The organism is Stenotrophomonas sp. GW821-FHT01H02A, from assembly GCF_059422145.1.
The window spans coordinates 191,871-217,218 of sequence record NZ_JBWKWI010000007.1; the positions used below are offsets into that span (position 1 = coordinate 191,871).

Sequence of the window (25,348 nt, forward strand, 5' to 3'; positions counted from 1 at the left end):
CCATCGTCACAGGTCGTCGAGCTTGGCTTGCAGGCCGGCAGCGCTGAGTTCACCCAGGTGGATCTGCCGCAGGCGGCCCTGCCCGTCGAAGAACAGGGTAGTCGGATAGGCGTGCACCTGCAGCTGCTCAGCGGCAACTGCATCCTCGTCGAGCAGCACGTTGTCCAGCGTCAACTGCTCGGCGGCGATGAAGCCTTCGACCTCGGCGCGGGTCTCTCCCTGGTTGACGAACAGGAAGCGGATCCCGGGATGGCGCTGCTGCGCCCGTGCCAGTACCGGCATTTCGCGCCGGCAGGGACCGCACCAGCTCGCCCAGAGATTGATCACCACCGGCTGGCCCCGCGTGTCGGCCAAGGCGACCGGATCGCCCTGCAGCGAGGTCAGGGTGATCGCCGGCAGCGTCACCCGAGATTGCTGCAGCCAGGCGGCGCCGGTCGACATCGCCGCCCAGGCCAGGATCCCGGCCACGGCCGCGCTCCATATCGGCCGACGCAGCGACGGCCAACGGCGCAGGCGCCAGGCGCCCCACCCCACCCCCGCCACCAGCGCAGGCCACACAAGGAAGCCGCCATCGCCGATGCGTAGTACGCCCCAGGGATCCTGCGCATAGTCCGCCATGTGCCAGATCACGAACGCAGCGCGTCCGGCCAGCAGGCCCAGCAGCAGCATGTCCACCACCACCGATCGCGGCCGCGGCGCGCCTTCAACTGCCGGCGCACGCACCACACTGGCCACCAGCATCGCAACGCCGAGACCCACCAACACCCACACGACCGCAAGCGGTACCGGGCCTACACTGCTGATCATCGCGTCTCTCCGCCGTCGCCCGGGACCTGCCACGCTGCGACGGCTGTTGCATCGGGCCCGTCGGCATGGTCACCGCAAGGCGCCGATGGATCAAGCGCGGCGGTGTGGCGTGATTCAGGCGGCGGGACGCATCGGCTCGACCATGCGACCCATCGGGCGCGACGTCGTTCGCTCCCGCTGCTGTGCGGCCACCTGGCGGCGATAGCGCGATGGCGTCAGCCCGACGATGCGCAGGAACAGGCGACGGAACGCGCTCTGGTCGGAATAGCCCACTGCCCACGCGACCTGGTCGACCACGCCACCGGCCTGCAGCAGCAGCTGCGCCTTGGCGATGCGCAGGCGCTGGCAATACTCGATCGGCCGCATCCCGGTGGCTTTCAGGAACCGGCGCTGCAACGTGCGCGGCTCCAGACCGGCCTGTGCGCAGATGTCATCCAGCCCGATGCCGCGTGCGGCAATGCCATGCAGCCAACGCTGCGCCTTGAGGATGGAGCGGTCGCCGTGCGCGAAGTTCGGACTGAAGCGTTCCAGATCGTCCAGCTCGGTACGCGGGACCACCAGCTGCAGCTGCTGGATGACGGTATTCATCACACTCTGCCCGTACACGCGCGCGAGCATCCGCAGGCTCAGGTACTTCCAGGCGTCCTGGCCGGCCGCGGTCAACAGATCGCCATCGTCGACCAGGGTGCGTTCGCTGGGCAGCCAACTGGGCACCATCGTGCGCAGCGCCGGGCAGCGGGCCGGATCGGGCACGCTGACCGAACGGCCGGCCAGCACCCCCGCGGCGGCCAGCAGCAGGCCGCCTTCATCGCAGCCGGCCAGCAGGCAGCAGCCGTCGTGGCATTCGCGCAGCCAGGCCAGCAGGCGCTCATCGGGCGGCGCCATGGTCCAGCTCGATTCGCTGCCGGGCACGACGATGATCGCCGGCAGCGCATCGCCGAACAGCTCTGCCCCGGCCACCCGCTGCATGCCGCGGGCGGACATCGTCCAGCGGGTGACCAGCATCCGTGCACCGGTGCGGCGGCCGGCAGCCAGGGTGCGGTTGCAGCGCTGGGCCAGCTCGGACAGCACCGGCGCGGCAGCGCGCAGGCTGCCGGGGAATTCCACGACCGCGACTTCCATCAGGGTCGGCGTATCCGGCCGGCGGTCCGGCTGCAGCGTGTTGCGGGGTGCGTCCATGGCCATTCTCCTGGGACAGGGTCTGCCGACACGGCGCCAGACAGCGCAGGTCGATACGTAAGATCGCCTGAGGCTACGGAGGGCGCCGGGCGAGGGCCATGCAACTAGTTGTAAATTTCACCCTGACGGGCGTCTCAGTTGGGTTCCAGCAAGGCTTGACTCTGGACCAGACTCCAAGGTCCAGAATGGGCCGGTCATCCACGAGGTGCTCATGAACATTGGACAGCTCGCGCGCCAGGCCGGCGTGCCCATCGATACGGTGCGCTACTACGAGCGGCAGCTGCTGCTGCCCACTGCCCGGCGCAGCGCCGGCGGCTACCGGGTCTTCAGCGAGTCCGACCTGACCCGCCTGCAGTTCATCCGCCGCGCCAAGGCGCTGGGCTTCAGCCTGGACGAGATCGCCGAGCTGCTGCGGGTCAGCGATCAGCGTGGCCAGGACATGGCGCAGATCCGCGAGAGCGCGGTGAACAAGCTCACCGACATCGAACAGCGCATCCGTGAACTGCAGCGCATGCACCGCGCCCTCAAGCAGCTGGTCGATGCCTGCCCCGGGCACGGTGACCCACAGGCATGTCCGATCCTCACGGCGTTGACGGAGTCAGACCAATGAGCCGCCCCCACCAGCATCCGGCCTCGGGCGCCACGGTCAAGGACCCGGTCTGCGGCATGACGGTCGACCCGGGGGCTACGCCCCATCACGCCCACCATGACGGCAGCTACTACCACTTCTGCAGCGATGGCTGCCGCCGCAGGTTCATCGCCGATCCGCAGCGCTGGCTGGCACCGCCCTCCCCGGCGTCCGCGCCGGCCGCCGGCACGCTGTACACCTGCCCGATGCACCCGCAGATCAGACAGCAAGGTCCGGGCACCTGCCCGCTGTGTGGCATGGCGCTGGAACCGGCGATGCCCAGCCTTGAGGAGGACGAAAACCCCGAGCTGACCGATTTCCGGCGGCGCTTCTGGTGGAGCCTGCCGCTGAGCGTGGCCACGATGGCACTGGCGATGCTGGCGATGACGCCGGTACTGCACGGGCTCTCACCGGATCTGCGGGTCTGGATCGAGCTGGCACTGGCCACGCCGGTCGTGCTGTGGGCCGGTTGGCCGTTCCTGCAGCGCTGGGCGCAGTCGATCCGCACCCGCAGCCCGAACATGTGGACCCTGATCGGCACCGGCGTACTGGCCGCCTTTGGCTACAGCGTGGTCGCTACGGTGGCGCCAGGCCTGTTTCCGCCGTCGTTCCAGCAGCATGGGCATGTCGGCGTCTATTTCGAGGCGGCAGCGATGATCATCTCGCTCACGCTGCTCGGCCAGTTGATGGAGTTGCGTGCACGGGCGAAGACGTCCGCCGCGATCAAGTCGCTGCTCGGCCTGGCACCGAAAACCGCGCGCGTGCTGCGCGAGGATGGGCACGAAGAAGACGTCGAGATCGCAGCGCTCCAACCCGGCGACCGCGTGCGCGTGCGCCCGGGTGAGAAAGTGCCGGTGGATGGCACCGTGATGGAGGGCCGCTCCTCGATCGACGAATCGATGCTCACCGGCGAGCCCGTTCCGGTGGGCAAGACCGTCGGCGACAGCGTGATCGGCGCTACGCTCAATGGCACCGGCAGCCTGGTGGTGCGCGCCGACCGGCTCGGCGATGACAGCATGCTGGCGCAGATCGTGCAGCTGGTCGCGCAGGCGCAGCGCTCGCGTGCCCCGATGCAGCGCATGGCCGACACCGTGGCCTACTGGTTCGTGCTGGCGGTGTTGTCGGTCGCGGCGCTGACCTTCCTTGGCTGGGGCCTGTTCGGCCCGGATCCATCATGGACGCACGCGGTGCTGAGCGCGGTGGCGGTGCTGATCATCGCCTGCCCGTGTGCACTGGGCCTGGCCACACCGATGACGATCATGGTCGCCACCGGCCGTGCCGCGCAGCATGGCGTCCTGTTCCGCGATGCCGAAGCGATCGAAGCGCTGCGCCAGATCGATACGCTGGTGGTGGACAAGACCGGCACGCTGACCGAGGGCCGCCCCTCGTTCCGCGAGGTTCGGGCAGTGGCTCCGTTCGAGCCCGATCAGATCCTGCTGTGGGCGGCGAGCCTGGACCAGGGCAGCGAGCATCCGCTGGCCGCCGCGATCGTCGCGGAAGCGAAGGCGCGCTCGAGGGTGCTGACCGGCGTGTCGGACTTCGATTCGCTGACCGGCATGGGTGTGCGCGGCGTGGTCGACGGCAAGGCGCTGCTGCTCGGCAACACCGCACTGATGCACGAACACGGCATCGGCCTGGATGCGCTGCGCGAAGCTGCGGAGCAGCTGCGCAGCGCCGCGGCAAGCGTGATGTACCTTGCCGTGGATGGCCGGCTCGGTGGACTGCTCGCGGTCGCCGATCCAATCAAGGGCTCCACCACCGAAGCGATCAGGCAGTTGCACGGGGATGGCCTGCGCATCGTGATGGCCACCGGCGATGGCACCGCCACCGCTGAAGCGGTCGCGCGGGAACTCGGCCTCGACGAAGTGCATGGCGAAATGCGTCCGGCCGACAAGGCGGCACTGATCCGCGCGCTGCAGGCGCAGGGACGCAGGGTCGCGATGGCCGGCGACGGCATCAACGATGCGCCGGCCCTGGCGAGCGCGGATGTCGGCATCGCGATGGGCAATGGCACCGATGTGGCGATGTCCAGTGCACAGGTCACCCTGGTCAAAGGCGATCTGCGCGGCATCCTGCGTGCGCGCCGGCTCTCCACCGCAAGCGTGCGCAACATGCGGCAGAACCTGGGGTTTGCGTTCCTGTACAACGCGCTTGGCATTCCCATCGCAGCTGGCGTGCTGTATCCGCTGGGCATCGTGATGTCGCCGATGTTGGCAGCGCTGGCGATGAGCTTGAGTTCAGTGTCGGTGATCAGCAACGCGTTGCGACTGCGCCATCAGCGGCTGCCAAGCGGATGAGTGGCAATGGATGACGACATTTCTTCACTTTTTCCTTGCCAATCGAAAACGCCGTCGCTATGATTTCGCTCCTCACGACGTGGGGCCATAGCTCAGCTGGGAGAGCGCCTGCATGGCATGCAGGAGGTCGGCGGTTCGATCCCGCCTGGCTCCACCAATCCGATCATTAGGCCGATCAGATTGCAGTGACAAAATTTGAAGTTTTCGTGCGTCCCCATCGTCTAGAGGCCTAGGACATCACCCTTTCACGGTGGCGACCGGGGTTCGAATCCCCGTGGGGACGCCAGTTTCAAACAGACAGCCCTGACTTCGGTCGGGGCTTTTTGTTTTCCGTGATGGATTTTTTCCCGTGCGCATTCTTTCTTCGGTTTTTCAGAAAAAAAACTTGGCGAACGCTTCACGGCCGCGTAGAATTCCGCCTCCAGCATCGTGGGGCCATAGCTCAGCTGGGAGAGCGCCTGCATGGCATGCAGGAGGTCGGCGGTTCGATCCCGCCTGGCTCCACCACTCCGGACATTAGGCCGTTCGGATGTGCTGAACAATTTGATGAGTTTCATGCGTCCCCATCGTCTAGAGGCCTAGGACATCACCCTTTCACGGTGGCGACCGGGGTTCGAATCCCCGTGGGGACGCCACTCATCAGACGAATACCGAGGCCCGGCATGCCGGGTCTTTTTATTCACCGTCTACTGCGGTTGCGATGCGGATGTCGAAACGCTTCCACAAACGTGAACAGGCAGATATACTAGGCGGCTCGCGGTACAAACTGGGGCCATAGCTCAGCTGGGAGAGCGCCTGCATGGCATGCAGGAGGTCGGCGGTTCGATCCCGCCTGGCTCCACCACTTCTCCGGACACAGGCCGTCCGAGGGAAGCCAAAATTCGGTTTAACGCGTCCCCATCGTCTAGAGGCCTAGGACATCACCCTTTCACGGTGGCGACCGGGGTTCGAATCCCCGTGGGGACGCCAGTTTCAAACAGACAGCCCTGACTTCGGTCGGGGCTTTTTGTTTAACGACCCCCTTCCCATCCGGCAAAACCGCCGCTATGATAGGCGGCTCGCAGCACAACTGTGGGGCCATAGCTCAGCTGGGAGAGCGCCTGCATGGCATGCAGGAGGTCGGCGGTTCGATCCCGCCTGGCTCCACCACTTCTCCGGACACAGGCCGTCCGATGGAAGCCCAAAAATTCGGTTTAACGCGTCCCCATCGTCTAGAGGCCTAGGACATCACCCTTTCACGGTGGCGACCGGGGTTCGAATCCCCGTGGGGACGCCAGCTTCAAACACACAGCCCTGACTTCGGTCGGGGCTGTGTGTTTATGGGCCTTACGCCACCACCTTCGCCATGCCTACCGAGCGCGGCGCGGTCAGGGCGAAGCCGAACTGCGCATACAGGCGATGCGCCTGCCCATCGGCGATCAGGCTGACATACGCACCGGCAGCATTGGCGCGCAGCCAGGCGTCGAGTTCGGCCATCACGGCCTTGCCCAGGCCCTGCCCCTGGCGGTCCGGGACCACGGCGATATCCACCACCTGCAGGAAGCAGCCGCCGTCGCCGATGATCCGGCCCATGGCCAGCAGCCGGTCGCCCTCGCGCAGGCTCACGCCGAATACCGTGTTGGGCAGGCCGCGCGCCGCCGCCTCGGCCGTTTTCGGGCTCAACCCGGCCAGCACCCGCAGCGCGCGGTATTCCTCCACGCCGGGCGGCAGGGGAATGCAGTGAACACCAGCGGGCAGCGACATGACACGGATCCGGCAATGAATGGATGCTCAGCATGCCCGAACGTATTCGCAGGATGTGCGACCAACCGGCCTATCCTGTCTCTCTGCCCACCCTGCTCCGCCACCATGTGCTACTCCGCCCAGATCCGCGCCGATTACACCAAGCTGGTCCGCGAGTACGGCGCCATGATGTCGTTGGACGAGTTCGCCCAGCTGTATGCCCACGACGCCGGCAAGCAGCGTCCGAAAACCCCCAAGGCGATGGACGATGGCTTTGCCGGTGCCCGCACCGCGCAGGGCCAGGAAATCGTCGCCCGGATCCAGCAATGGCATGCGGAAGAAGTGCACGCACTGGATGAGGAGCTGCGCCTGCAGGGCGCGCGCCTGAAAGCAGCCGAGGAACAACTGGCCGCACGCCCCACGCAGAAGGCCCGCAATGAGGTGCGCGTGGCCGGCAACCGGATCGAACGCGCACAGACGCGCCTGTCGGACCTGCAACGCGCCGGACTGGTGCCGCGTGACAGCCGCATTTTTCCCGGGGTCTACGCACCGGTCATCGTCTCCGAGCAGGGCCGGCGCGTGATCAAACCGATGCGCTACCAATGCCGGCTGCCGGACAAGCCCGCACGCAACGACGTGCTGTATCCGGGCACCTACAATGCACGCCGGGACAGCCTGGAGGCGTACTGGAAATCCGCGTTCGGCCATCAGCATGGCGTGGTGGTGGTGCAGTCGTTCTACGAGCATGTCCCGCGTCACGCACTGGAACAACGGACGCTGTCGCCTGGCGAGAAAGCGGAGAACGTCGTGCTGGAATTCAGCCCACAGCCGCCGCGCGATCTGCTGATCGCGTGCCTGTGGTCGGAATGGGACGGGCCGGAAGGTCGCCTGCTGTCATTTGCAGCGATCACCGACGAGCCGCCCGCCGATGTGGCGCGCACTGGCCACGATCGCTGCATCGTGCCGATCCGGCGTGAACATCTGGATGCATGGTTGAATCCGGATCCTCACGATCGCGCGCCAGCGCGGCATTCAATTCGGCCGTCAGGTAGGGCTTGGTCAGGATGATGCCGGAGCGGAAGGCCTCGGGCAGATGCTCGGTCGCCATGCCGGTGGCCAGCACGAAGGGAATCTGGCGGGCCACCAGGGCCGCGGCCACCGTTTCGCTGGTCTCGTTGTTGGCCAGGCGGTAGTCCAGCAGCACCACCTGTGGCTGGGTCTCGGCCAGCAGGCGCAGCGCCTCCGCTACCGAGGCCGCCAACCCGACCACCACGGCGCCGGACTGCACCAGCTGCATCTGCAGCAGGGCCGCGCTCATTTCGTCGTTCTCGACCACCAGCACCCGAAGATCCTGCAGCGCGCTCATGACGACTCCCTGTATGGTTCAGCGCCATGAGTATAGCGTCCTCGGTAGGTGAAACCCTGACAGGAACTTAAGCATTCAGGTCTGCACAAACCTCTACATCTTGTATACACTACGCGGCCAGCCAGCCGAAGTGGCGGAATCGGTAGACGCAGCGGACTCAAAATCCGCCGCCCTTAAAAGCGTGTGGGTTCGAGTCCCACCTTCGGCACCATGGAAAACCAGAACGCCCCGGATCGACGGATCCGGGGCGTTTTTCGTTATGGCGGACGGCAGCTCAGACCAGTCGAAGTGTCGGGTGGGCGCCGTTGGCCGCCGGCGTCGCGGTGGATCGCACGCCTGCCGCCCCCGCCACCCGGAACGCCGCCACGGTCTGCAGCAGCCGGGAGGACTGCTCTTCCATGCTGCGCGCAGCGGCGGATGCCTCTTCGACCAGCGCCGCATTCTGCTGGGTGCTCTCGTCGATGTGTTCGACCACCTGGTTGATCTGCTCGATGCCCTCGCTCTGCTGCTGGGCCGCCGCACTGATGTCGGCCATGAGATCGCTCACCCGCTTCACGCTGACCACGATCTCGTCCATGGTGCGGCCCGCGCTTTCAACCTGGCGCGCGCCTGCGCCGACCTTCTCGACCGAATCGCCGATCAGCTGCTTGATCTCCTTGGCGGCCTCGGCCGAACGCTGCGACAGCGAGCGGATTTCCGAAGCGACCACCGCAAAACCGCGGCCGTGCTCACCGGCGCGTGCCGCCTCGACCGCGGCGTTGAGGGCCAGGATGTTGGTCTGGAACGCGATGCCGTCGATCACCCCGATGATGTCGACGATGCGCCGTGAGGAATCATTGATCAGCGACATGGTCGAGACCACCTCGTGCACCACCTGGCCGCCCTGCGCCGCCACCTCGACCGCGCCACCGGCCAGCTGATTGGCCTGGCGGGCGTTGTCCGCGGTGCGCCGCACGGTGGCGGTCAGCCCCTTCATCGACACGGCGGTTTCCTCCAGCGAGGCCGCCTGTTGCTCGGTGCGCACGGACAGGTCGCTGTTGCCTTCGGCGATCTCGCTGGCGCCCACCGCGATGGTGTCCGCGGCCAGCTTGATCTGGGCGATGATGCCGGCCATCGTCTCGACCAGCGCGTTGATGCCCTCGCACAGTTCGGCGATCGGGCCGGTCTTGTCCTGGGTCGCGATATGGCCGGTCAGATCACCGGCCTGCGCTGCGGCCACCACTTCGCGCGTCTGCGCCACGGCCTGCTGCAGGGCCAGCGTGTCACGCACCTGCGCGGTGATGTCGGTGGCGTACTTGACCACCTTGAACGGGCGTCCGTTCATGTCGTAGATCGGGTTGTACGAGGCCTGGATCCAGACCTCGCGCCCGCCTTTGCCCAGCCGCCGATACTGGCCCGCGTCGTACTCGCCGCGGCCGAGCTTGGCCCAGAACGCGCGGTACTCGGCACTCTGGCGCTGCTCCGGTGCGGCGAACATCGAATGATGCTGCCCGCGCACCTCCTCCAGCGTATAGCCCAGCGCGGCGAGGAAATTGTCGTTGGCGGCCAGGATGCGGCCCTCCAGGTCGAACTCGATCACCGCCTGTGATTTGTTGATCGCGGCCAGCTGGCCGGCAAAGTCGGCGGCCTGGAATTTCTGCGCGGTGATGTCGGTCGCGAACTTGACCACCTTGTACGGCCGCCCGTCGCTGTCGAACACCGGGTTGTAGGACGCCTGGATCCAGATCTCGCGGCCACCCTTGCCGATCCGGCGGTACTGCCCGGCATCGAACTCGCCGCGGCCCAGATTGGCCCAGAAGTCCCGGTACTCCCGGCTCTGCGCATACTCGGCATCAACGAACATGGCATGGTGCTTCCCCTGGATTTCCTCCAGCGTGTAGCCCAGCGTCTGCAGGAAATTGTCGTTGGCGTGGACGATGGTGCCATCGAGATGGAACTCGATCACGGCCTGGACCCGGTGCAGGGCCTTGACCTGGTCTTCCAGCTCGGCCTGCCGCCGTAATGCGGCCGATGTCGCGGTGCCATGGGCGGCGCGACGGGAAACGAACAACGCGGTGATCGAGCGCCACAACGACCCGGCGTCGGCGTCGCTGCCACGACCTGCCACATGCGCGTGCAAGCCTGAAGTAATCATCTGTAGACCTCGGTGTCCGGTTAGCGAATAGGTCAGCGCCGGGCGGTGGCCCGGTGGCGGTATTCCGTTGGCTGGGACTCACGAAGATCGTCAGTGGGGATGACGGTGCTTCGATGTGCTTCAAACGCCGGTTGGGCCGGCGAACATGAACCATTGAAAAAGGTGTAAGGCCAGATATCCACGTGAGCAGACAGGCAGCAATTGCGAGTCATATAACGGCGCGCAATCTGAAAGCTTTAGGGCGATCGGCGGGTGCGTCCCCGACCGCACGGGCACGCCCGTCTCAGTCGCTGCTTTCACTGGCATCGAGGGCATCCAGGGGGTCGATCGCGCCCAGGGCCTGCGCCTCGACCTGCACGTTGTCACGTCCCATCGCCTTGGCCCGGTAACACTGGGCGTCCGCGGCGGCCACGGCATCATCCACGCTCATGCCCCCGAACAGCGGGGCAACCCCGATACTGGCCCCGACGCTCAACCGCCGCTGGCCCCAGGGGATGGACAACCCCCGCATGGCCTCGAGCAGGTCACTGGCGATGCGCCGGGCACGCTTGAGCGAACATCCGGCCAGGATCACCGCGAACTCGTCGCCCCCCAGCCGCGCCACGATGTCCGAATCGCGCACGCCATGGCGCAGTACGCTGGCCACCGCCCACAGCACGGCATCGCCGGCCAGGTGGCCGTGGGTGTCGTTGACCGGCTTGAAGTGGTCCAGGTCGATGTACATCAACGAGGCCGACTGGCCAGTCCGCGCGACCCGGGTGATGGCCTGCTGCAGGTGCGCCTCGAAACCGCGCCGGTTGCTCAGCTCGGTCAGTGGATCGATCTCGGCCAGGTGCCGGGCTTCGCGCTGCCGGGCACGTTGCTGGGTGACGTCACGGATCACCCAGACCGCGCCGCTGATCCGGCCGTCTTCATCGCGCAACCAGGCACGGGTGAGGTCGACCGGCAGCAGGTGGGCGCCGACCGACAGCAGCAGGTCCGAATGCAGGTCGACGGCATTGCTGTCCGGGTCGAGCAGCACGGCCACATCCAGCAGTGAGCGCGGCGCGTACTCGGTGGTCAGTTCCATCACCTCCTGCAGCTGGCTGCCGGCCAGCGCCTCGGCGCCCTCCCCGGCCAGCGCGCGGGTGGCCGCCGCGTTGGCGTACTGGATGCCACCGCACAGGTCCAGGGTCAGCACCATATCGGCCACCGCATCCAGCGTGACGCGGGTGCGCTGTTCGGATTCGCGCAGCTGCTGGCCGCTGAGCCGCTGGGCGGTCACGTCCTGGATCTGCGAGACGAAATGCAGCGGCTCGCCGTTCTCGGTGCGCACCAGCGACACCGACAGCCGGCCCCAGACCAGGTTGCCTGCCTTGCCCAGGTAGCGCTTTTCCATGTGATAGTGCTCGCGGCGTCCGGCCAGCAGGTCGCCGAGCAGGGCGAGATCGGCATGCAGGTCATCCGGATGCGTCAGCGTCTGGAAATCGATCTGCAGCAGTTCGGCACGGGTGTAGCCGAGAATGCCGCACAGCGAATCGTTGACGTCCAGCCAGCGCCCTTCCAGCGACACCAGGGCCATGCCCAGCGCCGCCGAGGAAAACGCCCCGGCGAACTTCTCCGCCGCGACGAAGGCCTGCTCACGCACCTGCAGCAGCGGGGTGAGGTCGACCGCCATGCCGACGTAGCCGATCCGGTTGCCGTCGGCACAGTCCAGCGGGCTGATCGACAACCGCACCTGGCGACGCTCGCCGTCCTTGCGCAGGAAGGTCCACTGGTGCGACCACGTGCCGAGAGCGGCGCGCGCGGTCAGTGCTTCGAAAATGGTCGGCATGCGTCCGTCCGCGTCCACCTGGGGCTGCAGGTAGGCGCGCATCTCCTCCGGGTCATGGAACAACCCGGGGTTGACCCGCCCGATCACCTCCTCGGGTCGATAACCCAGCAGCTTCTGCGCGCCGGTATTGAACAGGTTGACCACCCCGTCCACATCGGTGGCGATCACCGCGACCTCGTCGGACGCATCGACCACCGCCTGCAGGCGCTGGCGCATGTTGGCCGCATCCTGGCGGGCCTGCTGCAGATCGGTCACATCCGCGTGGGCGCCGGCCATCCACAGCGGGCGGCCCTGCGCATCGCGCTCATAAACGCGGCCGCGGTCCTGCACCCAGATCCAGTGGCCCTGCTTGTGGCGCATCCGGCACAGGCTGTCGTAGTGCGGCGAGCGGCCCTCCAGATGCGCGCTGAGCAGCGCGTTGGACTGGGCAAGATCGTCGGGGTGCACCAGCCGGAAGAACGTGTCGGGCGTGATCGGGGCCAGTTCCTCGCGGGTGTAGCCCACGATCTCCGCCCAGCGCTCGTTGACCCGCATCTGGTTGCCCGGGATGTTCCAGTCCCAGGTGCCGGCCGCGGTGCCTTCGATGATCATTTCCAGCCGATGGCGCTGCTCGGCCATCTCCTGCAGCGCCGCCGCGTCGGGTGCGCCGGTCGGTGCCCGGCTCATGCGCGGCCTCCGGTCCAGGATGCCGCGCACAGCCCTGCGCCAGCGCACTGATCGGCACTGCGGCCCGCCCGGTTGCCCGGTCCTGCCTGGTCGTCTGTCATCGGGGCTCCCCGCCGTCCACCCACCCTACGGGCATTCAACGGGAAGTGTGCGTAAACGCGCGTCAAACCAGAAGTGCCCCCGGCCGCTTGCCGCCCCGAAAACGCCAAAGGCCGCCCGAAGGCGGCCCCTGGCAGGCAACACCAGCGGATCAGCCGCCCCGCTTGGCCCGGGCGAAGGCATCCGCCAGCGCATTGTTGGCCGGCGGTGCCGCACTGCCGGGACGCGGGCCGGACGGACCGCTCCGGTTTCCGTTGCGCGGGCCATTGCCGGCCCCGCCGTCGCGGCGACCGCCACCAGCCGGGCGCGCGTCGCGCTCGCCGGGGGCCTTGGCCGGGGCCGGGGTGTCATCCAGGCGGCGGGTCAGCGCGATGCGCTTGCGCGCGACGTCGACCTCCAGCACCTTCACCTTGACGATGTCACCAGCCTTGACCACGTCACGCGGATCCTTGACGTAGGTGTCCGACAGCGCAGAGATGTGGATCAGGCCATCCTGGTGCACGCCGATGTCCACGAAGGCACCGAAGGCGGCCACGTTGCTGACCACGCCTTCCAGGATCATGCCGACCTTCAGGTCCTTCAGTTCCTCGACCCCGTCGGCAAAACGCGCGGCCTTGAACTCCGGGCGCGGATCGCGGCCGGGTTTCTCCAGTTCCTTGAGGATGTCACGCACGGTCGGCACACCGAAGGTGTCATCGGTGAACTGTTCGGCCTTGAGCCCGCGCAGGAAGCTGCCGTCGCCGATCAGTGCCTTGATCGGGCGAGCGGTGGCGGCCACGATGCGCTCCACCACCGGGTACGCCTCCGGGTGCACCGAAGAAGCATCCAGCGGCTGGTCGCCATCGGCGATGCGCAGGAAGCCGGCGCATTGTTCGAAGGTTTTCTCGCCCAGCCGCGGCACCTTGAGCAGGTCCTTGCGGCGCTTGAACGGGCCGTTGTCGTCGCGATGCCGCACGATGTTCTCGGCCACGGTGGAGGACAGCCCGGACACGCGCGAGAGCAGCGCGGCCGAGGCGGTATTGACGTGCACGCCGACCGCGTTGACGCAGTCTTCCACGCGCGCATCCAGCGCCCGCGCCAGGCGGTACTGGTCCACGTCGTGCTGGTACTGGCCCACGCCGATCGCCTTGGGCTCGATCTTGACCAGCTCGGCCAGCGGATCCTGCAGACGGCGGGCGATCGACACCGCACCGCGGATCGACACGTCCAGGTTCGGGAATTCCTTCGCCGCGAACTCCGAGGCCGAGTACACCGAGGCACCGGCTTCACTGACCACGATCTTCTGCAGCCTGGTGTCGCCCAACGCCTTGATCACGTCACCGGCCAGCTTGTCGGTTTCGCGGCTGGCGGTGCCGTTGCCGATCGCGATCAGCTCCACGTTGTGCTGTACGCACAGCTGCTTGATCGTGTGCAGCGACTGGTCCCACTGGCGGCGTGGCTCGTGCGGGTAGATGGTGTCGGTGGCGACCAGCTTGCCGGTGGCATCGACCACGGCGATCTTGCAGCCGGTGCGGATGCCCGGGTCCAGCCCGAGCACGGCCTTCGGGCCGGCAGGTGCGGACAGCAGCAGGTCCTTGAGGTTGTCGCCGAACACCGAGATCGCTTCGGCCTCGGCCTTCTCGCGGGCCTGGTTGAACAGGTCTAGCAACAGGTGCATGTGCAGCTTGGCACGCCAGGTCAGGCGGCAGGCGTCGAGCAGCCAGCGATCGCCCGGGCGGCCGGCATCGCGGATGCCCGCGTTGTGCGCGACACGGCCTTCGGCGTACAGATTGCCGGCCTCGGCATCGCTGCCCGGGTCCAGTTCCAGGAACAGGATTTCCTCGCGGCGAGCGCGGAACAGCGCCAGCAGCCGGTGCGACGGAATCTTCGCCAGCGACTCTGAATGCTCAAAGTAGTCGCGGTACTTGGCGCCCTGCTCTTCCTTGCCCTCGGCGACCCGCGCGCGGATCACGCCGTTCTCGCCCAGCCAGGTGCGCAGTTCGCCCACCAGTGCAGCATCCTCGCCCCAGCGTTCCATCAGGATCGCGCGGGCGCCCTCCAGCGCTGCCTTGACGTCGGCCACGCCCTTGTCGCTATCGACAAAGGTCGCGCCGAACACCTGCGGATCCAGGCCCGGATCGGCCAGCAGGCCATCGGCGAGCGGCTCCAGGCCGGCTTCGCGGGCGATCTGGGCGCGGGTGCGGCGCTTGGGCTTGTACGGCAGGTACAGATCTTCCAGGCGTGACTTGGTGTCCGCACCGAGGATCTCGTTGCGCAGTTCGTCGCTGAGCTTGCCCTGTTCATCGATGCTGGAGAGCACCGCGGCGCGACGGTCTTCCAGCTCGCGCAGGTAGGTCAGCCGCGTTTCGAGGTTGCGCAGCTGGGTATCGTCCAGACCGCCGGTGACTTCCTTGCGGTAGCGGGCAATGAACGGAACGCTGGCGCCTTCGTCCAGCAGGGCGATGGCAGCGAGGGCCTGGGCGGTCTGGGCACCGATCTCATCGGCGATGGTCTGGGCGATCTGCTGCGCGAGCTTGATGTCAGGCATTGCTTCCGGCCGGAGCCGCTTTGCGGAAAGAACCCATTCTGGCAATGCCGGGCGGCGGGGGAAAGCCGTTGACAGCCCGGGCCGAACCTGTCGCCCCGTGGCGGTGACCCCACCAGGGCTGCTGCGTTCACGCCGGCATCCTGGCGTGGGGCTCGGATGCCGGCGCGGGCGCCCGCGATCACCGGGCGCCTCCGCGGTATCGCTGGCTTAGCGGTAATGCACTGCAGCACGTTGATGGACGATGTCGTCGCGCATCGACTCCAGCGCCATCACCCGCACCTTGCCTACGCCCTGCAGTTCCATGAACCGCTCGGTGTAGATCTCCGGACCCTGTTCGGTATCGGCCTGGGATTTGCTGAAGCCATGGGGCACCAGGCCCTTGTCGCCATCCTTGCTACCACCGACATAAAGAACGATTGCCATGTGATGTGTTCCTCCAGAAAAACGGTTGCTCGTACAACGCTGCAAGCTTACCCCGGTCAACCTGACTGATTCGTCATGCAGGCTAATAATGTTTTTTTGCATGCAGATGACGTCGCGTTGTCGACGTTTTTCTTACGTGGATTTAACGCGGAGATAACCTCACGACAATGCGCGCCAGCGTGGCCACCAGCCCCGGCCCTGCAGTGCATAGCAGTCTGCCGCCCGTTCGAACGGATTGCGCGCGCTCACCCCGCCGCACAGCAGGTACACCGGCAGGTACAGCGGCCCGAGTACCAGGTACTGGTAGACGTGCGCGCGCTCGTGGTCGTGCAGACCGATCACCGGCTCGGTGGCATGACCGGCCTGGTGCGCATAGGTACGGCACGGCACGTCGAGTATCGGCCCGGTATGCAGGATGACGTTGCCCAGCGTGATCGCCCCGCCCGGCCCCCACGGGAATTCGCGGAACACGATCGCGCAGTCGCGCCGGTTCCACGACGGGCGCGCGCCGGCCAGCATCCCGGCAGTGCCGGCCGCGAGGCCGATCAGGGTATTGGGCGACGTCCACAGCGCACCCAGCACCTGCAGCGCACGCAGCAGCATCGGCGACAGGCTCAATCGGCCTCGTTGGGGATCAACAGCCACAGGATCAGATACACCAGAATGCCCGGGAAGGCGGCCGAACCGATCGAGATCAGCACGAACAGCACCCGCACCAGGGTGACGTTCCAGCCGAAACGATGCGCGATGCCGCCCATGACGCCGGCGATCATGCGGTCGTTGAGCGAGCGGGACAGCGGACGCGGCGGTGTGTTCATGCACGGGGTCTCGAGCCGGTAGATGCCGACTCTAGCGCGAACCGTGTCTACGGGGTGCGTTGGCGCAGGGCCTTGAGCCGCGCCGTGAACCAGACGGCCGCGGTCTGCTCCGGCTGTCCGGGGCAGGCGATCCGATAGGGCTTGCCGCTCATGCTGCTCTGGCTGGCGGCGCGCTCGATGAACTGCTCGGCGGTGTCGACCTTGTCCTTCTTGAGCAGGTAGTCGTACTTGCGCTGCAGGTGGGTGCGCGCCTCGGCGGCGTCGTGCCAGCTGCCGTTGCGCTGGAAGCGACACGACGAGCCGTCCAGCGAACCGATCAGCCCGGCGATCTCGCGTTGCGCCGTCGGGTCCGGTGCGGCCGTCACGCCACCTGCCGCAGCAAGGAGGGCAACCGCCAGCGAGGGGGTCCATGGGAGGGTCATGCGCTGCGCTTCTTCAACCAATCAGTGATGGTCACCGGCACTTCGCGCTGGGCGCGGCCGGAGACGTAAATGCCGATGTGGCCACCGCGGAAGCTGCTCTCGGTGTAGTCCCCGCTGCCGATCCGGGCGCGCAGGGCGCGTGACGCATCCGGCGGCACCAGGTGGTCCTGCTCGGCATAGATGTTCAGTACCGGCAACGTGACCTGCCGTAGATCGACGTGTTCTTCGCCGATACGCACGCCGTCGCGCATCAGGCCATTGCCCTGGTAGAACTGCTTGATGAAGTCACGGAACGCCTCGCCGGCGAGATCGGGCGAGTCGAAGATCCATTTCTCCATGCGCAGGAAATCTTCCAATGCGTCCTTGTCATCGAGAATGTCGAGCAGGCCGACGTACTTCTGAACGTTGAGGCGGAACGGCTTGAGCATCAGGTAGCTGGCGTTCATCAGATCGGCCGGGATGTTGCCCAGCGTGTCCACCAGCAGATCCACGTCCACCTGCCGTGCCCAGTGCGAGAGCATGTTGTCCGGGGTGTGGAAATCGACCGGGGTGACCATCGTGATCAGGCTGGCCAGCTTGGCCTGGCGCAGCGCGGCGTAGCACAGCGCGAATACGCCCCCCTGGCAGATGCCGAGCATGTTGATCGGCGCACCGTCATTGCGGGCCTGCAGGTGGTCCACCGCGCCGTCGACGAAGCGCAGCAGGTAGTCCTCCAGCGTCTGGTAGCGCTCGGAGCGGTCCGGGTAGCCCCAATCCAGCACATAGACGTCGTGGCCGAGCGCCAGCAGTTTCTGCACCAGCGAGCGGTCGGTCTGCAGGTCGACCATGTACGGCCGGTTCACCAGCGCGTAGACGATCAGCAGCGGCGTCCGGTGAACTGGCGCCTGCTCGCCGACGAAACGGTACAGGGTCACTTTGCCGTCGCGCCAGACTTCCTCACGCGTCGTCACGCCGTAATCGACATCGTCCACCGAGGGCAGCAGCTTGAGACCCTCCATCAGCTTGCGCTGCATGGCCAGCGTTTCCTGCAGCAGGTCTTCGGCGTTGAAGCCCAGGGGACCTTTCATGCGCGGTGCGTCCGGGACGTGGTGGGTGCAGCTTTCGGCGCCTTCGTGGGCTTGGCGGACTGGCTCGCTGCCGCGGCCGGACGCGCCGGCGCGCGTGCCTTGCCCTGCTTCGGTGCCTTTGCGGCGGTTGCCTTGCCCGGAGTTGCCTTGCCCGGAGTTGACTTCTTCGGGATTGCCTTCTTCGGGGTAGCCGGGCGGGTGGCCGACGCACCATCACCGCTCGCCGCACCCGCGCCGGCGGCCATGCGCCGTACCAGCCGCTCCAGCTCGGCGATCCGGCGATGCGCGGCATCCATCTCGGTGCGTGTCGGCAAGCCGACACTCTCGGTCAGCCGTTCGATTTCCTGCTGGGTCGCCGCACGCAGCCGCATCTGGGCATTGCCCAGCGCGGCGTAGACCGCCTGGAACGGTTCGGACAGCGCCACCTTCGCATACGCCTCTTCGGCCGCGTCGATCCAGAGATCGAACATCGCCCGCGCACTGGTCAGCTGGTTGCCCGGCTGTTCGTGTTCGGCCAGGCGCTGCTCGAACAGCGTGAACGCATCGTCCAGCGCCTGCTTGATCTGTTCTACATAATCGCGCGAGTGCGCCTGGTAGTCCTGCTGGGCGCGCAGCAGCGCCTGCCAGCGGGCCTGGTGCTCGCGGCCGGGACCGAATGCCGGGCTCTGCAGCCACGGGCCAAGCTGGCGCTGCAGGGTCTCCAGCAGCTGCAGCAGGTCCGGCCCCTCGGGCTGGGTATGGCCGCGCGCGCCCTGCAGCATCCACTGCAGCAGCCCGTCCCCCTGTCCCAGCACCGCTGTCCGCCACGCCTGCGCGACATCCGCGCTGGTGGTGTCGCGGCCGGCAAACTGGGCGGCAACCTGCTGCATGGTGCCGTACCAGCCACCGGCCTGCTCACGGAAGCGGTGCACGGCCTCGTCGGCCGGTCCGCTGGCGGCATTGGGCATCATCTGCGCCCACCAGTCGATCGCCTGCTGCCAGTTGCCCTGTCCGTCCGGGCCGGCGGCCTGGCCGGGCGGCGCCGCAGCGTGCCGCAGCGCATCGCCCCAGGCACTGAAATACTGCCGCGCCAGGGCCTCTACGTCGCCTGCGCCGCTGCCGCTGCCCGCCGTGGTCATGACCGTCCTCCCATCTCGGGAAACGATGATAGCAATGCCGCGTCGGCGCGCCTCACGGTTTGGGAATGCGCAGGGTCTTGCTGATCATCAGCGAACCGGACAGCGCGAACAGCAGCACCAGCGGGTGCAGCTGCCACGGCCCCAGCTGCCATTGGCCCAGCCACAGGTCCGCGCCGGTCGCCCCCACGCTCGCCGCGACCGCCAGCACCACCACCAGCGCCAGGCTGGTCGGGATCGGGGTGCCCTCGAAGTACGGCACTTTGTCGCCCTCCCCGGCCAGCGCCTCGGCGGTCACGTTGTAGCGGGCCAGGCGGCTGACCCCACAGCAGACGAAGTAGCTCAGCACCAGCCAGTCCCAGCCGCCCTGCATGCCGCAGGCATAGGCCAGCGCGGCCGGAGCGACGCCGAAGGAAATGATGTCCGACAGCGAATCCAGCTCACGGCCCAGGGTGGAGCTGGACTTGCGCCAGCGTGCGATGCGGCCGTCAAGCGCATCGAAGATGAAGGCCAGCGGGATCAGCGCCATGCCGAACAGCAGATAGCTGCGCTCGCCGTCCTGCAGGTAACGCATGGCGGCGAAGACCGCCCCGGTGCCGCAGAACGCGTTGGCCAGGGTGAACCAGTCGGCCAGGTGGAACTCGCGCAACATCGAGAAATGACGTTTCATGAAAGATCGGGTGGCGGCAATCGCAAGAGAGTACCGCGAGCGGCCCGCACCCGGACAGCCCACCCTACGCCACCGTACCCGGCCTTGCCGCGCCGTTCACGTCAGGACGACCTGCGGTGAATTTTTGGCCACCCATCTTGACAGCGAGTACCGGCGGGGGCCGACGCGGCTTATCCACAAACTTGCCCACGAGTCATCCACACCCCCTGTGGACAACTCAGTCTCAATAGACGCGACGATGGTGATTTGTTGATCACCGATCTTCATCGTCGCGGCTCGATCGCGCTTGTCGACCGCGCCCATGGTGCGCTCCAGTCGGCTAAGCTGGTGGATGGACTCCGCCGCCGCCAGGTCCTGCCGCCCACCGACAGGAGTCTTGCGCGTGCTTTCCCCCGACGATCTGGCCGCTCAGTTGCGCAACCCCCACGGCCCCCACGCACGTGCGGTGGCCCAATCGATGAACCGCAGCAACGGCGACCTCAACCGGGCCGCGCTGACGCTGCTGTCGGTCAGCGCTGGCGAACAGGTCCTGGAGATCGGCCCCGGCAATGCCGCGTTCGCGCCAGAGCTGCTGCGTGCACCCGGCAGCCAGTACGTCGGCATCGAAGTCTCGACCGCGATGGTGGATGCAGGCAATGCGCTGCTGGCCGAGCACGGGCTGCAGGACCGTGCCGACGTCCGCCTCGGCGACGCCCATGCCCTGGCGCTGGATTCGGACTGCATCGATGCGGCGCTGGCGGTGAACACGGTGTACTTCTGGGACGAACTGAAGGTTCCGTTCGCCGAGCTGGCGCGCGTGCTCCGCCCCGGCGGCCGGCTCTGCCTGGCCTTCGGCGATGCCGCGTTCATGCGCAGCCTCCCGTTCGCCGTGCACTTCCACCTGCCTGAGCTGGCCGAGGTCGAGCAGGCCCTGCGCAGTGCCGGATTGAGCGTGCAGGCCTGGCGTGCCCATCACGAAACCGGGCGCAGCAACGATGGGCGCGAGGTGAGCAAGCACTTCCACCTGTTGCTCGCCCAGTGCCGCTAGGCTCGATTACAGCCGGGTGTAACTCCACGACTGCATGGCGCCATCGCGGTAAGGCATCACGCCGTGGAAAGCGCGTGGCTCGTCGTCGAAAACCAGCGGCAGGAAGCTTCGATCCCCTTCCCACAGCGGCAGGCTGTCGATCCTGTCCACGTCCACCCACTCCAGCGTGCCCTCCGGATTGGAGGTCAGCGGGGTGCCGGTGAAGTCATCGATGACGAACACGAAGCCGAACCAGTCCTCGCCGTTCTTGCCGAAGCCCGGCCAGCTGATCGTGCCACGCAGGCGCATGGTGCCGCACTCGATGCCGGCCTCTTCGCGGATTTCGCGACGCATGCAGGCAGCGGCGTCTTCATCGCGCTCCATCTTGCCGCCCAGCCCGTTGTACTTGCCCAGGTGCAGGTCGCCGGGGCGGGCGTTGCGGTGGATCATCAGCACTTGCTTGCCGTCGGCGGACAGCACGTAGCCCAGGGTGGCCACGATGGGGGTATAGGGCATTTCGCACACGCTCGGGAACACAGACCCCGATTATGCGTGATCCTTCCGCGGACGGCTCAGGGCACCAGACTGGTGCGGCGCGCGTCGGCCGGCGCCGCCACCGCGCCATCGCGGCGCAGCGTGGCCACCCCATGGCCGCGTTCGGCCAGGTATTCCAGCCATTTGCCGAGGAAGGTGTTCATCCGCATGCGGTGGCTGATCAGCTCGGCCGGCGGCGGGTACATGCCCATCACGTCCTGCCAGCGGCGGCCGACGTAGCAATGGGTGGTCTCGGCCTGGCGGGCATCGCGGTACAGGCGCACATAGGCCGAAGGATCCGGCTGCCCGGTGACCGGATCGGCGAAGTCGTAGGTCAGGCGCAGTTCGACCGTGTAACGGTGGCACTCGATGACATCCAGGCGCACATCCAGCCCATCGCCGATCGAAGACACGTAGCTGCCCGGCACCAGTTCCGAGGGGGCGAACAGGCGGACCAGGTGCTGGTAGTTTTCGGCATACAGGCCCATCAGCCAGCTCAGGCGGCTGAGCCGGGGGATGCGTTCGATACGGGGCGATGCCTGGGCCATGGGTCGATCCTACACGTTGATCTCCCAACGTGGGGGCGGCAGCGCCCCGGCCAAAGGGGCCGCCCGCCACCGGTTCACGGACGCAGGGTAGTCCCGGCCCCGGACGAAGGAAGCGCCCCCTTCTTGTTCAAGGGGGCGCGCCGAATCAATACATCTCGCGCTGCAACCCCAGCGTGCCCAGCACTTTGCTCGAAATCTCCTCGATCGAGGTATGGGTGGTGCTCAGGGTCGGGATCCGCTCCATCCGGAACATGGTCTCGGCGGCGGCGACCTCGCGGCGGCAGGTCTCCAGGTTCGCGTAGCGCGAATTGGGGCGGCGCTCCTGGCGGATCTGCTGCAGGCGATCCGGATCGATGGTCAGACCAAACAGCTTTTTGCGGTACGGGCGCAGCCGCGGCGGCAGGCGGTCCTGCTCCAGGTCCTCGTCGGTCAACGGGTAGTTGGCCGCGCGGACCCCGTAATGCAGGGCCAGGTAGATGCAGGTCGGGGTCTTGCCGGCCCGGGACACGGCCACCAGGATCACGTCGGCGTCGTCGTAATTGATGGCAATGCCGTCATCATGGGTCAACGCGAAATTCATCGCGTTGATGCGCCGATGGTAGGTTTCGAAGTCGACCATGCCGTGGGCCTGGCCGACCCGGGAATGCCGGTTGACCGCCAGTTCCCGCTCCAGCGGCTCGATGAAGGGGGCGAACACGTCCAGCATCAACCCGCCACTTTCGGCCAGGATGATGCTCAGCCCGCTGTCCACGCAGGAACTGACCACGATCGGCCGGACCTGGTACCGCTCGCCCGCTGCACGGATCCTTTCACAGGCTTCCCGCGCTTTTTCCGGATCATCGATGAACGACATTCGATCGGTGATGAAGCTGAACCCGGAGAACTGGGTCAGGAGGCTATGCCCAATGGTTTCAGCGGTGATACCGGTTCCATCGGACACGTAGAACACCGGACGGATCGTCGACATGCGCCTTTTACCCCCTCTGAAGCTTAAAAAGGCCGTCGATACAAGCTTGTGCCGACAGCGGTCTGCCCGGCATCATATCGGCTTCTTCCTACGGACGTGGCCATCCAGCCCGCCTCGGGCGATGGCCAAACGGAGCATCGCGCTTGAACGAGAACATCCTGTGGTTGCACGAACTGCGCCTGGCCGATCTGGCCCGCGTAGGCGGCAAGAATTCGTCGCTTGGCGAAATGATCGGCAATCTGGCCGGTCTGGGGGTGTCTGTCCCCGGCGGTTACGCAACCACCTCTGAAGCCTTCAAGGACTTCATCGCCCACAACGATCTGTCCAAGCGCATCTTCGACAAGCTGGCCACGCTGGACGTGGAAGATGTCAGTGCCCTGACCCTGGCCGGCAAGGAGATCCGCGGCTGGGTGATCGATGCCCCGCTCCACCCGGCGCTGGACCAGGACATCCGCACCGCCTACGCGAAGCTGTGCAGCGAAAACGGCGGCGGCGATGTCGCGGTGGCCGTGCGCTCCTCGGCCACTGCCGAAGACCTGCCCGATGCGTCCTTCGCCGGCCAGCAGGAAACCTTCCTCAACGTGACCGGCGCCGACGATGTCGTGCACAAGGTCAAGGAAGTGTTCGCCTCGCTGTACAACGACCGCGCGATCGCCTACCGCGTCCACCACGGCTTCAAGCACGAGGACGTGTTCCTGTCGGCCGGCGTGCAGCTGATGGTGCGCTCGGGCGTGGGTTCCTCCGGCGTGCTGTTCACCCTGGACACCGAGTCCGGCTTCCGCGACGTGGTGTTCGTCACCTCTTCGTTCGGCCTGGGCGAAATGGTCGTGCAGGGTGCGGTCAACCCGGACGAGTTCTACGTCTACAAGCCCACCCTGACGGCCGGCAAGCCGGCGATCCTGCGCCGTTCGCTGGGCAGCAAGGCGATCCGCATGGTTTATTCGGATGTCCCCGGTGAGCGCGTGCGCATCGAAGACACGCCGGCCGAGCTGCGCAACACCTTCTCGATCAGCGATGAGGACGTGCAGGAACTGTCCAAGCAGGCGCTGGTCATCGAAAAGCATTACGGCCGCCCGATGGATATCGAGTGGGCCAAGGACGGCGTCAGCGGCAAGCTGTTCATCGTGCAGGCGCGCCCGGAAACCGTGAAGTCGCGTGGCCATGCCACCCAGATCGAACGCTTCGCGCTGAGCCAGAAGGACGGCAAAGTGCTGGCCGAAGGCCGCGCCGTGGGTGCCAAGATCGGCGCCGGCACCGCCCGCGTGGTGAAGTCGCTGGACGACATGGCCCGCGTGCAGCCAGGCGATGTGCTGATCGCCGACATGACCGACCCCGATTGGGAGCCGGTGATGAAGCGCGCCTCGGCCATCGTGACCAACCGTGGCGGCCGTACCTGCCACGCGGCGATCATCGCGCGTGAACTGGGCGTGCCGGCCGTGGTCGGCTCGGGCAACGCGACCCAGCTGATCCAGGACGGCCAGCAAGTGACCGTCAGCTGCGCCGAGGGTGACACCGGCTTCATCTACGACGGCATCCTTGAGTTCGAGCGCACCACCACGGACCTGGGCAACATGCCGCCGGCGCCGCTGAAGATCATGATGAACGTGGCCAACCCGGAACGTGCCTTCGACTTCGGCCAGCTGCCGAACGCCGGCATCGGCCTGGCCCGCCTGGAAATGATCATCGCCAGCCACATCGGCATCCACCCGAACGCGCTGCTGGAATACGACCGCCAGGATGCGGCGACCAAGAAGAAGATCGACGAGAAGATCGCCGGCTATGCGGATCCGGTCAGCTTCTATGTCGGCCGCCTGGCCGAAGGCATCGCCACCCTGACCGCTTCGGTCGCCCCGAACCCGGTGATCGTGCGCCTGTCGGACTTCAAGTCCAACGAGTACGCCAACCTGATCGGCGGCAGCAACTACGAGCCGCACGAAGAGAACCCGATGATCGGCTTCCGCGGCGCCAGCCGTTACGTCGACCCGAGCTTCTCGGCCGCCTTCGCACTGGAGTGCAAGGCCGTGCTGCGCGTGCGCAACGAGATGGGCCTGGACAACCTGTGGGTCATGATCCCGTTCGTGCGCACCCTGGAAGAAGGCCGCAAGGTGGTCGAGGTGCTGGAACAGAACGGCCTCAAGCAGGGCGAAAACGGCCTGAAGATCATCATGATGTGCGAAGTGCCGTCCAACGCACTGCTCGCCGATGAGTTCCTGGAGATCTTCGACGGCTTCTCGATCGGCTCCAACGACCTGACCCAGCTGACCCTGGGCCTGGATCGCGATTCCTCGATCGTCGCGCACCTGTTCGACGAGCGGAACCCGGCGGTGAAGAAGCTGCTGTCGATGGCGATCAAGTCCGCGCGCGCCAAGGGCAAGTACGTGGGCATCTGCGGCCAGGGCCCGTCCGATCACCCGGACCTGGCCGAATGGCTGATGCAGGAAGGCATCGAGTCGGTGTCGCTGAACCCGGACACCGTGGTCGACACCTGGCTGCGCCTGGCCAAGCTCAAGGCCAAGGGTTGATCGTTCCGGCCCTGGGAT

General features: G+C 66.7%; 22 protein-coding genes, 9 tRNA genes and 1 pseudogene. 14 read left to right on the plus strand and 18 right to left on the minus strand.

What is annotated here, in order from left to right:
• Positions 1-6: 6 nt before the first annotated feature.
• Positions 7-807, minus strand: a complete 801-nt coding sequence (locus tag AC07WC_RS12615) for a TlpA family protein disulfide reductase (protein ID WP_495210302.1) — start codon at positions 805-807, stop codon at positions 7-9.
• Between the two features lie 114 nt (positions 808-921).
• On the minus strand, positions 922-1,986 hold the full coding sequence (locus AC07WC_RS12620) for a helix-turn-helix domain-containing protein (RefSeq protein WP_495210303.1): 1,065 nt from the start codon (positions 1,984-1,986) through the stop codon (positions 922-924).
• Positions 1,987-2,197: 211 nt separating this feature from the next.
• Between AC07WC_RS12620 and AC07WC_RS12625 the strand changes: the two genes are divergently transcribed.
• The 10 genes from AC07WC_RS12625 (at position 2,198) to AC07WC_RS12670 (ending at position 6,187) form a co-directional block, all read left to right on the plus strand.
• Entirely contained in the window at positions 2,198-2,596 is a 399-nt protein-coding gene (locus AC07WC_RS12625; RefSeq protein ID WP_495210304.1) for a heavy metal-responsive transcriptional regulator, read from the plus strand.
• On the plus strand, positions 2,593-4,911 hold the full coding sequence (locus tag AC07WC_RS12630) for a heavy metal translocating P-type ATPase (RefSeq protein ID WP_495210305.1): 2,319 nt from the start codon (positions 2,593-2,595) through the stop codon (positions 4,909-4,911). Before AC07WC_RS12625 ends, AC07WC_RS12630 begins: the two co-directional genes overlap by 4 nt.
• Positions 4,912-4,992: 81 nt before the next feature.
• A tRNA-Ala gene (locus tag AC07WC_RS12635) sits at positions 4,993-5,068 on the plus strand.
• A 53-nt stretch (positions 5,069-5,121) separates the two neighbouring features.
• Positions 5,122-5,197, plus strand: a tRNA-Glu gene (locus AC07WC_RS12640).
• A gap of 145 nt (positions 5,198-5,342) precedes the next feature.
• Positions 5,343-5,418: transfer RNA gene (locus AC07WC_RS12645), tRNA-Ala, on the plus strand.
• Positions 5,419-5,470: 52 nt separating this feature from the next.
• Positions 5,471-5,546: transfer RNA gene (locus tag AC07WC_RS12650), tRNA-Glu, on the plus strand.
• Between the two features lie 133 nt (positions 5,547-5,679).
• Positions 5,680-5,755 (plus strand) — tRNA-Ala (locus AC07WC_RS12655).
• A gap of 49 nt (positions 5,756-5,804) precedes the next feature.
• Positions 5,805-5,880, plus strand: a tRNA-Glu gene (locus tag AC07WC_RS12660).
• Positions 5,881-5,984: 104 nt separating this feature from the next.
• Positions 5,985-6,060: transfer RNA gene (locus AC07WC_RS12665), tRNA-Ala, on the plus strand.
• 51 nt (positions 6,061-6,111) lie between these two features.
• A tRNA-Glu gene (locus tag AC07WC_RS12670) sits at positions 6,112-6,187 on the plus strand.
• 50 nt (positions 6,188-6,237) lie between these two features.
• On the opposite strand, the gene AC07WC_RS12675 is transcribed toward AC07WC_RS12670, so the two are convergent.
• The gene (locus AC07WC_RS12675) at positions 6,238-6,654 is read right to left on the minus strand and encodes a GNAT family N-acetyltransferase (protein ID WP_495210306.1); all 417 of its coding nucleotides are present in this window, start codon (positions 6,652-6,654) and stop codon (positions 6,238-6,240) included.
• Positions 6,655-6,759: 105 nt separating this feature from the next.
• Here AC07WC_RS12675 and AC07WC_RS12680 point away from each other — a divergent pair, with 105 nt between their 5' ends.
• Positions 6,760-7,701, plus strand: a complete 942-nt coding sequence (locus AC07WC_RS12680; protein WP_495210307.1) for an SOS response-associated peptidase family protein — start codon at positions 6,760-6,762, stop codon at positions 7,699-7,701.
• Here the strand turns inward: AC07WC_RS12680 and AC07WC_RS12685 are convergent.
• Positions 7,649-7,999 (minus strand): annotated as a pseudogene (locus AC07WC_RS12685) (response regulator); the annotation flags it as partial. The gene AC07WC_RS12680 and the pseudogene AC07WC_RS12685 overlap by 53 nt on opposite strands.
• Before the next feature lie 124 nt (positions 8,000-8,123).
• Between AC07WC_RS12685 and AC07WC_RS12690 the strand changes: the two are divergent.
• Positions 8,124-8,210 (plus strand) — tRNA-Leu (locus tag AC07WC_RS12690).
• Positions 8,211-8,273: 63 nt separating this feature from the next.
• Here the strand turns inward: AC07WC_RS12690 and AC07WC_RS12695 are convergent.
• From AC07WC_RS12695 to AC07WC_RS12745, 11 genes are all read right to left on the minus strand, one after another.
• The gene (locus AC07WC_RS12695) at positions 8,274-10,133 is read right to left on the minus strand and encodes a methyl-accepting chemotaxis protein (RefSeq protein ID WP_495210308.1); all 1,860 of its coding nucleotides are present in this window, start codon (positions 10,131-10,133) and stop codon (positions 8,274-8,276) included.
• A gap of 283 nt (positions 10,134-10,416) precedes the next feature.
• Entirely contained in the window at positions 10,417-12,612 is a 2,196-nt protein-coding gene (locus tag AC07WC_RS12700; protein ID WP_495210309.1) for a PAS domain S-box protein, read from the minus strand.
• Positions 12,613-12,862: 250 nt separating this feature from the next.
• Positions 12,863-15,238 (minus strand): Tex family protein, encoded by a 2,376-nt coding sequence (locus AC07WC_RS12705; RefSeq protein WP_495210310.1) that lies wholly within the window; start codon positions 15,236-15,238, stop codon positions 12,863-12,865.
• 207 nt (positions 15,239-15,445) lie between these two features.
• Positions 15,446-15,661, minus strand: coding sequence for a hypothetical protein (locus AC07WC_RS12710; RefSeq protein ID WP_495210311.1), 216 nt, complete (start codon positions 15,659-15,661; stop codon positions 15,446-15,448).
• 159 nt (positions 15,662-15,820) lie between these two features.
• Positions 15,821-16,264, minus strand: a complete 444-nt coding sequence (locus AC07WC_RS12715; RefSeq protein ID WP_495210362.1) for a hypothetical protein — start codon at positions 16,262-16,264, stop codon at positions 15,821-15,823.
• Positions 16,265-16,275: 11 nt separating this feature from the next.
• Positions 16,276-16,479 (minus strand): PspC domain-containing protein, encoded by a 204-nt coding sequence (locus AC07WC_RS12720; protein WP_019184139.1) that lies wholly within the window; start codon positions 16,477-16,479, stop codon positions 16,276-16,278.
• A gap of 47 nt (positions 16,480-16,526) precedes the next feature.
• On the minus strand, positions 16,527-16,901 hold the full coding sequence (locus AC07WC_RS12725) for a YfeK family protein (protein ID WP_495210312.1): 375 nt from the start codon (positions 16,899-16,901) through the stop codon (positions 16,527-16,529).
• On the minus strand, positions 16,898-17,968 hold the full coding sequence (phaC, locus tag AC07WC_RS12730; RefSeq protein WP_495210313.1) for a class III poly(R)-hydroxyalkanoic acid synthase subunit PhaC: 1,071 nt from the start codon (positions 17,966-17,968) through the stop codon (positions 16,898-16,900). The genes AC07WC_RS12725 and phaC overlap by 4 nt, the downstream gene beginning before the upstream one ends.
• Positions 17,965-19,086: a class III poly(R)-hydroxyalkanoic acid synthase subunit PhaE gene (gene phaE, locus AC07WC_RS12735; protein ID WP_495210314.1), complete on the minus strand. Its 1,122-nt coding sequence runs from the start codon at positions 19,084-19,086 to the stop codon at positions 17,965-17,967. Before phaE ends, phaC begins: the two co-directional genes overlap by 4 nt.
• A gap of 52 nt (positions 19,087-19,138) precedes the next feature.
• Positions 19,139-19,753 carry a CDP-alcohol phosphatidyltransferase family protein gene (locus AC07WC_RS12740; RefSeq protein ID WP_070474651.1) on the minus strand — a complete coding sequence of 205 codons (615 nt, stop codon included), beginning with the start codon at positions 19,751-19,753 and terminating at the stop codon, positions 19,139-19,141.
• Between the two features lie 96 nt (positions 19,754-19,849).
• Entirely contained in the window at positions 19,850-20,056 is a 207-nt protein-coding gene (locus AC07WC_RS12745) for a hypothetical protein (RefSeq protein WP_495210315.1), read from the minus strand.
• A 73-nt stretch (positions 20,057-20,129) separates the two neighbouring features.
• Between AC07WC_RS12745 and AC07WC_RS12750 the strand changes: the two genes are divergently transcribed.
• Positions 20,130-20,780, plus strand: a complete 651-nt coding sequence (locus AC07WC_RS12750; protein ID WP_495210316.1) for a class I SAM-dependent methyltransferase — start codon at positions 20,130-20,132, stop codon at positions 20,778-20,780.
• A gap of 6 nt (positions 20,781-20,786) precedes the next feature.
• Here AC07WC_RS12750 and AC07WC_RS12755 read toward each other — a convergent pair whose 3' ends face one another.
• From AC07WC_RS12755 to ppsR, 3 genes are all read right to left on the minus strand, one after another.
• On the minus strand, positions 20,787-21,275 hold the full coding sequence (locus AC07WC_RS12755; RefSeq protein ID WP_369349796.1) for an NUDIX hydrolase: 489 nt from the start codon (positions 21,273-21,275) through the stop codon (positions 20,787-20,789).
• Between the two features lie 56 nt (positions 21,276-21,331).
• A complete protein-coding gene (locus AC07WC_RS12760) occupies positions 21,332-21,841 on the minus strand; it encodes a DUF1249 domain-containing protein (protein ID WP_495210317.1) in 510 nt (169 codons plus the stop codon).
• 145 nt (positions 21,842-21,986) lie between these two features.
• Positions 21,987-22,808, minus strand: coding sequence for a posphoenolpyruvate synthetase regulatory kinase/phosphorylase PpsR (gene ppsR / locus AC07WC_RS12765; RefSeq protein WP_019184148.1), 822 nt, complete (start codon positions 22,806-22,808; stop codon positions 21,987-21,989).
• 143 nt (positions 22,809-22,951) lie between these two features.
• Between ppsR and ppsA the strand changes: the two genes are divergently transcribed.
• Entirely contained in the window at positions 22,952-25,330 is a 2,379-nt protein-coding gene (gene ppsA, locus AC07WC_RS12770) for a phosphoenolpyruvate synthase (protein ID WP_495210318.1), read from the plus strand.
• Positions 25,331-25,348 lie beyond the last annotated feature (18 nt).

Bases quoted from the DNA above. Each gene is read 5' to 3' on its own strand.
- AC07WC_RS12615 (WP_495210302.1), bottom strand. From the start codon at position 807: ATGATCAGCAGTGTAGGCCCGGTACCGCTTGCGGTCGTGTGGGTGTTG.
- AC07WC_RS12755 (WP_369349796.1), bottom strand. From the start codon at position 21,275: ATGCCCTATACCCCCATCGTGGCCACCCTGGGCTACGTGCTGTCCGCC.
- AC07WC_RS12710 (WP_495210311.1), bottom strand. From the start codon at position 15,661: ATGGCAATCGTTCTTTATGTCGGTGGTAGCAAGGATGGCGACAAGGGC.
- AC07WC_RS12695 (WP_495210308.1), bottom strand. From the start codon at position 10,133: ATGATTACTTCAGGCTTGCACGCGCATGTGGCAGGTCGTGGCAGCGAC.
- ppsR (WP_019184148.1), bottom strand. From the start codon at position 22,808: ATGTCGACGATCCGTCCGGTGTTCTACGTGTCCGATGGAACCGGTATC.
- AC07WC_RS12705 (WP_495210310.1), bottom strand. From the start codon at position 15,238: ATGCCTGACATCAAGCTCGCGCAGCAGATCGCCCAGACCATCGCCGAT.
- AC07WC_RS12725 (WP_495210312.1), bottom strand. From the start codon at position 16,901: ATGACCCTCCCATGGACCCCCTCGCTGGCGGTTGCCCTCCTTGCTGCG.
- AC07WC_RS12740 (WP_070474651.1), bottom strand. From the start codon at position 19,753: ATGAAACGTCATTTCTCGATGTTGCGCGAGTTCCACCTGGCCGACTGG.
- AC07WC_RS12700 (WP_495210309.1), bottom strand. From the start codon at position 12,612: ATGAGCCGGGCACCGACCGGCGCACCCGACGCGGCGGCGCTGCAGGAG.
- AC07WC_RS12720 (WP_019184139.1), bottom strand. From the start codon at position 16,479: ATGAACACACCGCCGCGTCCGCTGTCCCGCTCGCTCAACGACCGCATG.
- AC07WC_RS12675 (WP_495210306.1), bottom strand. From the start codon at position 6,654: ATGTCGCTGCCCGCTGGTGTTCACTGCATTCCCCTGCCGCCCGGCGTG.
- AC07WC_RS12625 (WP_495210304.1), top strand. From the start codon at position 2,198: ATGAACATTGGACAGCTCGCGCGCCAGGCCGGCGTGCCCATCGATACG.
- AC07WC_RS12715 (WP_495210362.1), bottom strand. From the start codon at position 16,264: ATGCTGCTGCGTGCGCTGCAGGTGCTGGGTGCGCTGTGGACGTCGCCC.
- phaE (WP_495210314.1), bottom strand. From the start codon at position 19,086: ATGACCACGGCGGGCAGCGGCAGCGGCGCAGGCGACGTAGAGGCCCTG.
- AC07WC_RS12630 (WP_495210305.1), top strand. From the start codon at position 2,593: ATGAGCCGCCCCCACCAGCATCCGGCCTCGGGCGCCACGGTCAAGGAC.
- phaC (WP_495210313.1), bottom strand. From the start codon at position 17,968: ATGAAAGGTCCCCTGGGCTTCAACGCCGAAGACCTGCTGCAGGAAACG.
- AC07WC_RS12680 (WP_495210307.1), top strand. From the start codon at position 6,760: ATGTGCTACTCCGCCCAGATCCGCGCCGATTACACCAAGCTGGTCCGC.
- AC07WC_RS12745 (WP_495210315.1), bottom strand. From the start codon at position 20,056: ATGGGCGCGGTCGACAAGCGCGATCGAGCCGCGACGATGAAGATCGGT.
- AC07WC_RS12760 (WP_495210317.1), bottom strand. From the start codon at position 21,841: ATGGCCCAGGCATCGCCCCGTATCGAACGCATCCCCCGGCTCAGCCGC.
- AC07WC_RS12620 (WP_495210303.1), bottom strand. From the start codon at position 1,986: ATGGACGCACCCCGCAACACGCTGCAGCCGGACCGCCGGCCGGATACG.